This window comes from Candidatus Atribacteria bacterium, assembly GCA_011056645.1.
GTDB classification, from domain to species: domain Bacteria; phylum Atribacterota; class Phoenicimicrobiia; order Phoenicimicrobiales; family Phoenicimicrobiaceae; genus Sediminicultor; species Sediminicultor quartus.
In genome coordinates this window covers 1-5,975 of the sequence record DSEL01000163.1, presented here as the reverse complement: position 1 = coordinate 5,975, position 5,975 = coordinate 1, and the positions used below count along the sequence as shown (strand labels likewise).

Sequence of the window (5,975 nt, the reverse complement as noted above, 5' to 3'; positions counted from 1 at the left end):
TATCAAATAGATAGTAAAATGCTTTAATAGGTAATGAGTAAACGGGTAATAAGTTTTGGATTATGTATTATAGATTGGAAAAATAGGGGGAAGGTAGAGGGTCGGATAACCCGACCCTCTACCTTATTCTAATGCAATACACATTATTCTTACTTTTTCTCTCTTAAAAAAGTGGGTATATCCAAATCATTATAACTTATATTATCTTTATCGATATCAATTTCCTCAAGCTTGGGTTTTTCAGTAATTTTTTCCAAGGTATCAAAGCCGGTAGCTATTACTGTTACTTTTACCTCATCGTTTAACCCTTTATCAATGACTGCGCCAAAGATAATATTTGCTTCTGGGTTGGCTGCCTTGGAAATTACTTCAGCAGCTCTATTCACTTCATGTAAAGTTAAACTTGAACTCCCACTAATGTTAAACAATAATCCCTTGGCTCCATCGATTTTTGTATTTAAAATTGGACTATTTACCGCTTTTTTAGCTGCTTCTACAGCTCGATTTTCACCGCTTGCTCTACCGAGTCCCATTATCGCTGTACCGGCGTTTTCTATAATCATCTTCACATCTGCAAAATCTACATTTATTAAACCTGGTTCAACTACAATTTCGGTAATTCCCTGTATACCATGTAACAGTACCTCATCAGCAATTTTAAAAGCATCTAGTACAGAAGTGTTTTCCTCAACAATCTGAAGTAATCTATCGTTTGGTATTACAATTAAAGTATCTACACAATCTCTTAACAGCTTTATTCCTTCCTCTGCTTGTCTCATCCTTTTATGACCTTCAAAAGAAAAAGGCTTGGTCACTACACCTACTGTTAAGGCACCCAGATCTTTGGATATCCGGGCAACAATAGGTGCACCGCCGGTTCCTGTCCCGCCACCCATTCCAGCGGTAATAAATACCATATCTGCTCCTTTTAAGGCTTTGGCAATCCTGTCTTTGTCTTCTTCTGCGGCTTTTCTGCCAATTTCAGGATCCGAACCGCTCCCCAAACCCTTGGTTATTCTACTGCCCACTTGTATTTTTTGTTCGGCATTAGAAAAAGCTAATACTTGAGCATCGGTATTAGCGGAAATATAATTAACGCCTTGTAATTTTGCATCGATCATTCTATTGACCGCATTCCCTCCACCGCCTCCTATACCGATTACTTTTATATCAATAAATTCTCCTACTTTATTGTTAAGGTTAAACAATTTATAACCTCCCTCTGCAAATAATGGAATATTTGCCTATTTAAAGGCAAGAAAAAAATTAAAAGAAATCTCTCAGCCAGCTGATGATTTTGGTAAAAATATTCTTTACCTTTATTTTTCTTTTGGTTGATTGAAATGGTCTTCCGATAGAATATTTTTCGGTAGCAAAACTTAACAATCCAATAGCCTCAGAGTACGATGGATCATTGATCATATCTGCCAATTCCCCTTCGTAATGGGGTCTGCCCAATCGAGAAGGTAAATTTAAAACCTGCTCCGCAACCTCCGAGATACCTGGCAGTCGAGAGCTTCCCCCAGTAATAACTATCCCTCCGGGAATCATATTATAATACCCTGATTTTCTTACTTCATTTCCCACTAAACTAAATATTTCACTTACCCGGGGTTCAATTATTTCTACCAAGTACTTTTGGGATACGCTATGGTCATCGTTTCCATTGATACTGGGAATATCTATTGATTTTTCAGCAGAAACATTATTTTTTATCGCGCTCCCATAATTAATCTTTATCTTTTCAGCTTCTTCTATAGAAGTCCTTAACCCTACTGCTAAATCATTGGTGATCTGAATACCTCCTACGGGCAGAACTGATGAATAAGCTAAACCTCCTTCTACAAAAATGGCTATTTCTGTAGTCCCCGCACCAATATCAATTAGTAAAACTCCTAAATCTTTCTCCGCATTACTTAATACTGCATTACTGGAAGCCAGGGTTCCAAAAATTATTTCCTCGATATCTAATCCAGCTCCTTCCACGCATTTAATCAAATTTTGCACCGCGGTAATTGAGCCGGTTATAATGTGGACCTTACATTCCAATCTTGCTCCTGACATTCCCAGTGGATCTGCTATACCACTTTGGCCATCAACTATAAATTCGCGGCTTAGAGTATGAATTACTTCTTTCTCGGAAGATACTATTCCGGCTTTAGCAGCTTCTATTACCTTCTCAATATCTTTTTCGGTAATTTCCGGGGATTCTCCGGAAATAGCAATAACTCCTTTGCTATTTATAGAGGTTATATGGTTTCCTGCGATAGAAACAAAAGCAGAATTAATACGAGTTCCTGCCATACGTTCAGCGCTTTCAATAGATTCCTTTGCTGATTGAATGGCCTGTTCCAAATCGATAATTATTCCTTTTCTTATCCCCAGGGAGGGAGCAGTTCCAATAGCAATAATTTCTATCTGATCATCCTCACCTAATTCACCTACGACTGTACATACTTTTCCGGAACCTATATCCAGACCAACTACAATTTCATCTATTCCCATATTTATAACCTCCTGCATGCTTTAAAATATCATACACCACCGAGAAATTAAAGTAAACAGACTAAACTTTTTTCATTTTACCATATCATTTTTTTAACTTTATTAGCAAACTATCCTTAAAGCGAATATCTATATACTCTATTAATAATTTTTCTCTTTCGATTTTTTCCAAAGCTTCTCTTATTAAATTCTCCTTACTGATAATTACTTCTGCTGTATTTACTCTTAGTTTTAATGTTTCATCCTTATCGCAAATCATAAAATCATCTGGGGATAATATTTCTACCCGGCAAAACTTCTTGGGCAATATCACTTCAGTTAAATTAATACTTTCTAATGCCGTCCTAAACTCAGGTTTATCTATTATTTCTCCAATATCTATTTTATCGATCTCTAATCCGGATATCAAAGGAAGGGTAAGCGCCTCCCCAGATTCACTGGTTTTGGATAAAACTATTCCTTCCTTGGCACATAGAAAATATTCTTCACCTAAACGGACACTTACTGCTGCTTCTCTTTCAGTCAAACAAATAATGATTTTATTGGGTATTACTCGTTTGATCTCTACTTCTTTTATCCGAGGTTCCTGTTTTAAAGAATTTATAGATTTTTTAAGGTCTAATTTAAAGATGTTTTCGCCCAAATTTATCCCGGATCTAAATAATATTTCTTCTTCGCTTAGATAATTATTCCCCTGGATAATAATTTCTTTGATACTACAAAAATTAGAACTGAAGATAAAATTAAATAAATTCCAAGCTAAAAAACCTATAACTAAATAAAAAGTTAATATCTTAATTACTCTTGTTGATAAAGGTTGATCCTTTTGCTCTTCTTCCGCCTTCCTTGCTTCCTCCTCTTCTCTCATCCCTTCTTCATTCTCGTCAGTTATTTTCATCTACACGGTCTCCGTATTAACTATATTCAATATAGGAATTCATTCTACTTTTTAGATTTTTTCTTCATATTTTTTCTATCTCTGCCCTACAAGGTAAATACTTTTCGCTGCTAATATTATAACTTCGGGATTCGGAAACCTGACTTCTAATTTTTTTCATGTAATTCACTAAATTGGATACTGGCTCCTCCTGCTAGATAATAATTTAGGGTTCTCCCCAAATTTCTATTTCGCATTCCAATTTTATACCGAAATTTTCCATTACTCTTTTCTCGATCTCTTCAATTAAAAATAAAATATCTCTAGCTGATGCGCCGCCATGATTTACGATAAAATTGGCGTGTCTGTTAGAGACTACTGCTTTGCCCCGGGATAATCCTTTCGCCCCAACCTTCTCTATTAATTCTCCGGCATAATAACCCGATGGATTTTTAAATATGCTGCCGGCACTAAATTTATCCAAGGGTTGTTTGATCTTTCTGGCTTCCACGTTTTTTTTTATCTTGGATTCAATTTCTTTTTTGTTTCCTTTTTCTAAGCACAGAGTTGCCTCAAGAATGATCACCGATCTGCTTTTTAAATCGCATTCACGATAGTTAAAATTTAATTCAGTTCTAGGGATTATTTCTATCTTATTTTTTGGGGTTAAAAAAGTTACATCCTGAACTACATCCGCTATACAATTTCCCTGATAGCTGGCGTTATTGATGATTGCTCCTCCCAGTGTACCAGGGATAGCACAGGTAAATTCTAATCCGCTCAATTCTCTCTGAGAGACTATCGTGCTAAGATACATCAAGGAAACGCCTGCACCTACTTTTACAATTTTATCAGAAAATTCTACTTTTTTAAAATCTTTATTTAAGTTAATTACCAAACCTCTTATTCCTTTATCCAGGATCAATAAATTTGTTCCATTTCCAATAATCCGGTAAGGTTGATTATATTTTTGGAAAAGGGAAAGGACTTTTTTTAAATCTTCGGCATTACCTGGGGTACAAAAAACATCGGCAGGTCCGCCGATCCCAAAGGAGGTATAATTCTTCAATGGTTCATCATATTTTATCAAGCGCTCGATTCCTTGTTTTTTACACTCATCTTTTATAATTTTTATATTTATATTCATCTTTTAAATCAAAATTCCTCTTTTTACTCCAATTGCCTTGCCAATTCATTGCCTACAGTCCAGATATCTCCTGCCCCCATAGTAATAATTATATCTCCGGGTCGAATGATTTCCAATAGATATATTAAAATATCATTCTTGACAGGTAAATATTTTACCTGTCCTTGTTGATTTTTTTCTATTTCCCTAAATATAGTCTCTCCACTAATGCCCGGAATCGGTGATTCATTGGCCGAATAAATATCATTAATGATTACACTATCGGCATCAAAAAATGCCTGACCAAACTTTTTTGCCAAAATCTTAGTTCTGCTGTAGCGGTGGGGTTGAAATACAGCAATTATTCTTCTGTCATGTACACTACTTTTCAAGGCACTTAAAGTTGCTTTAATCTCAGTAGGATGATGAGCATAATCATCAATAATTAATATGTGGTTGTCAGTATTGGCAACAATTTCCATTCTTCTATGTACTCCCTGAAAGGTTTCCAATATCCTGGTAATTTTCCTGAAATTTATTCCTAATTTAAGGGCAACAGCAATGGCCGCCAAGGCATTTAAAATATTGTGATATCCGGCAACTCTTAGATGAAGTTCGCCAATTTTTTCACCCTGCCAGTAAATTTTTGACTTGGAACTAAACATTTTTAGTTCTATATTTTTAGCCATTAAATCCGCTTCGGTAAATATTCCATAAGAAATATATCTTCTTTTATATTGTTTTTCTAACGCTTTTATATTATCGCAATCCTGACACAAGATGATTTGCCCATTATCAGGAACTTTTTCTACAAATTTCCCAAAATCTTTTAGCACATTATCCATATTTTCATAATGATCCAAGTGGTCATCTTCTATATTAGTAACAATAGCTATCTGTGGATTCAATTCTAAAAACGAACCATCACTCTCATCTGCTTCTACCACTATATATTGTCCTTTTCCTAGTTTCGCATTATTTTTAAAATTGTTTAATTCCCCACCAACTACTACAGTAGGGTCTAAACCGCTTTTTTCTAATAATAAACTTATCATGGATGCGGTGGTACTCTTGCCGTGCGTACCGGCAATGGCAATCCCATATTTATTCTCCATCAGTTTTGCCAGCATCTCAGCCCTTTTAATAGTGTTAATCTTTCTATCCCTGGCACCCATTATTTCCGTATTAGACTCGGGAATGGCTGATGAAATTACTATTAGGTCTGCCCCTTCTACATTATCTTTGTTATGACCGGTAAAAATAGTTGCTCCTTTATCAGCTAATCTTTTAGTAATATTTGAAGTTACAATGTCGGAACCACTGACCCTATGACCTAAATCAAGAAGAATTGAAGCCAAGCCGCTCATTCCCGATCCACCGATTCCAATAAAATGTATATGTATTTTTTTCCCCTTCATTAAATATAATCTCACCTCTATTTAGTATTTCGTATTGTGTATTATGTAC

The 5,975-nt window shown here is 35.5% G+C and carries 5 protein-coding genes; all 5 read right to left on the bottom strand.

Annotation, left to right across the window (positions count from 1 at the left end; all coding sequences use genetic code 11):
• Positions 1-149: 149 nt before the first annotated feature.
• The 5 genes from ftsZ to ENO17_07105 all read right to left on the bottom strand — a co-directional run bounded on the left by ftsZ (position 150) and on the right by ENO17_07105 (position 5,926).
• Complete coding sequence (ftsZ, locus tag ENO17_07125) at positions 150-1,208, bottom strand: cell division protein FtsZ (GenBank protein HER24801.1); 1,059 nt, start codon at positions 1,206-1,208, stop codon at positions 150-152.
• Between the two features lie 58 nt (positions 1,209-1,266).
• Positions 1,267-2,505 (bottom strand): cell division protein FtsA, encoded by a 1,239-nt coding sequence (gene ftsA / locus ENO17_07120; protein ID HER24800.1) that lies wholly within the window; start codon positions 2,503-2,505, stop codon positions 1,267-1,269.
• Positions 2,506-2,590: 85 nt separating this feature from the next.
• Positions 2,591-3,403, bottom strand: a complete 813-nt coding sequence (locus ENO17_07115) for an FtsQ-type POTRA domain-containing protein (GenBank protein HER24799.1) — start codon at positions 3,401-3,403, stop codon at positions 2,591-2,593.
• Positions 3,404-3,608: 205 nt separating this feature from the next.
• On the bottom strand, positions 3,609-4,529 hold the full coding sequence (gene murB, locus ENO17_07110) for a UDP-N-acetylmuramate dehydrogenase (GenBank protein HER24798.1): 921 nt from the start codon (positions 4,527-4,529) through the stop codon (positions 3,609-3,611).
• Between the two features lie 23 nt (positions 4,530-4,552).
• On the bottom strand, positions 4,553-5,926 hold the full coding sequence (locus ENO17_07105; GenBank protein HER24797.1) for a UDP-N-acetylmuramate--L-alanine ligase: 1,374 nt from the start codon (positions 5,924-5,926) through the stop codon (positions 4,553-4,555).
• Positions 5,927-5,975: the final 49 nt, after the last annotated feature.

What these genes read in the sequence shown, in the direction of transcription:
- ftsA (HER24800.1), bottom strand. Translation starts at nt 2,505, where the DNA reads ATGGGAATAGATGAAATTGTAGTTGGTCTGGATATAGGTTCCGGAAAA.
- ENO17_07115 (HER24799.1), bottom strand. Translation starts at nt 3,403, where the DNA reads ATGAAAATAACTGACGAGAATGAAGAAGGGATGAGAGAAGAGGAGGAA.
- murB (HER24798.1), bottom strand. Translation starts at nt 4,529, where the DNA reads ATGAATATAAATATAAAAATTATAAAAGATGAGTGTAAAAAACAAGGA.
- ENO17_07105 (HER24797.1), bottom strand. Translation starts at nt 5,926, where the DNA reads ATGAAGGGGAAAAAAATACATATACATTTTATTGGAATCGGTGGATCG.